This window comes from Microcystis sp. LE19-10.1B (assembly GCF_027530565.1).
Classification (GTDB): Bacteria; Cyanobacteriota; Cyanobacteriia; order Cyanobacteriales; family Microcystaceae; genus Microcystis; species Microcystis aeruginosa.
The window spans coordinates 1-1,788 of the sequence record NZ_JAPZQM010000065.1 but is presented as its reverse complement, the minus strand read 5'-3'; the positions used below and the strand labels follow the sequence as shown (position 1 = coordinate 1,788).

The window sequence follows — 1,788 nt, the reverse complement described above, 5'->3', positions numbered from 1 at the left end:
ATGCTTCGCCCCTACAGGACGCGGGCCGATGAAGACGCAAGGTTTTGAAGCACGATTCTCTCAAAATCTTGCACCTGTTTCGCGAGAAAAGCCACAAAACCCTTACCTTGCCTACATTTCACCTTTATTCAGCAAGCCCTAATTAGTCTGTTTTTTCTTGACTCGATCGCAATTAAGCGATCGAGTTTTTTTTGATGAAAAAATATCACTTCGGGTTAATACGGAGTGAAACCCAACCACCGAGGACCTATTACCCTCTCCCTAAAGGAATCGCACTTGGCACGACCAGAAACTGCCCGATGTTGCTTACCACTTTCTAGCCGTTTTGTCAACACCCTATAAAGTTAAATATCATACCAGACGGTAAATGATGACAAAATCTAATCAATGATTGAACAGAAGAGACAGCTGCAATAGAATTGACGCAGTCTTTCTGAACTTTTTTAGAAATCATGAAAACCTTACCAATTTCTTTGGTGTTAGCGGGCATTAGTAGTTCACTTGTACTAATAGGGGGGGGGTAAACCCTGTCCGCGCGGCGGTTATCATCGGGAATCTACCGCAAGCCAATGATAATGGTGGTACTTTTTTGAGCACTACTGAAATAAAAGCACTCGCCTTTACCCTGCCCGCGGGTAACAATTACAGCCTCGACAACGCCATCCTGCGACTCAGTGGCTACGATCCAGGAGAGACTCCCCTAGTCCAGATCCGCAATGATGTCGGGGGTAGCGATCCGGGCAGTACCGTCCTCGCCAGTTTCACCAATCCCACCCCTCAAGGAGCGGGAAATTTTGACTACACCTTCACTCCCACTGGCCCCTTCACGTTTACCGCCGGTACTAAATACTGGTTATACGTTACCAGTACCAGTGGAGATTTCCTCTGGAGCGCTTCTAGTACGATTCAAACCCCGACGGGCATCGCCACGTTCTCGGGAGCCAGGTTTGGTAGTGGAGCGAGTTTCTTTCCCAGTAGCGTTCTCAACAGTTTCCAGATCAACGCAACCGAGATAACCGGTCCGGTGGCCCGCACTCCCGAACCTAGTGCGATCGCGGCTTTGTCCCTGTTCGGATTGGGATTACTGGGGGTTAAAAGTCGTCGGAACGAGGGATAAGTTGCCGGTGGTTAGGTTGAACAGAGTGAAACCCAACCACCGAGGATCTATGTCGGGTTTCGTTGCCTCAACCCGACCTACGAATTTACTATACAAACGGGGAAACTTTTAAGGATTAGGGATCGATCGCACCAGCAGAGTCAGAATACTGGTTAATACTGCCACTACCACGGGAATAATCAACGATTTTGCTCCCTTAAGGTCCGATACATCCTTAATTAAAGCGTTCTGTGTTCCCTCTACTTTTTCCAATCGCCTATCAATACTTTTGAGTTCGGTTTTCACCTCGGCCATATCTACTTTTAGATCGGTGAAATCTTTCTGTAAAGAGTCTAATTTTTCCGTGATATTTGTCAGGATAATTTCTAGGGAATTGGTGACGGGGGATTGACTCATCTGAATTTCCGGGAATATTCGATCGCCTAGTAATATTGTAGGCTGTTTTTGTAGGTGATGCGCTCCTTACCAACGTTCTAAAATCAGTCCATCTACATAATTAAAATCAGTATCAAGTAGGTAGGCGTTAAAAGTTGTGGCTCTTCGGGAATTGTTATGCAAATAATTAACTTAAAATAAAATTCGATGAGAGCAACTACGCTCAAAAGTAGCTGAAATTCATACAGGAAAGGACTTAAGGCACAAATAGGTTAATACCAAAAGATAGACAATTG

General features: G+C 45.4%; 2 protein-coding genes. One reads left to right on the top strand and one right to left on the bottom strand.

The window, feature by feature from the left end; genetic code table 11:
* Positions 1 to 544 precede the first annotated feature (544 nt).
* Positions 545 to 1,117 carry a choice-of-anchor R domain-containing protein gene (locus tag O9332_RS02415; RefSeq protein ID WP_353853396.1) on the top strand — a complete coding sequence of 191 codons (573 nt, stop codon included), beginning with the start codon at positions 545 to 547 and terminating at the stop codon, positions 1,115 to 1,117.
* A 108-nt stretch (positions 1,118 to 1,225) separates the two neighbouring features.
* Here the strand turns inward: O9332_RS02415 and O9332_RS02410 are convergent, their stop codons facing one another.
* The gene (locus O9332_RS02410; protein ID WP_044000022.1) at positions 1,226 to 1,513 is read right to left on the bottom strand and encodes a hypothetical protein; all 288 of its coding nucleotides are present in this window, start codon (positions 1,511 to 1,513) and stop codon (positions 1,226 to 1,228) included.
* Positions 1,514 to 1,788 lie beyond the last annotated feature (275 nt).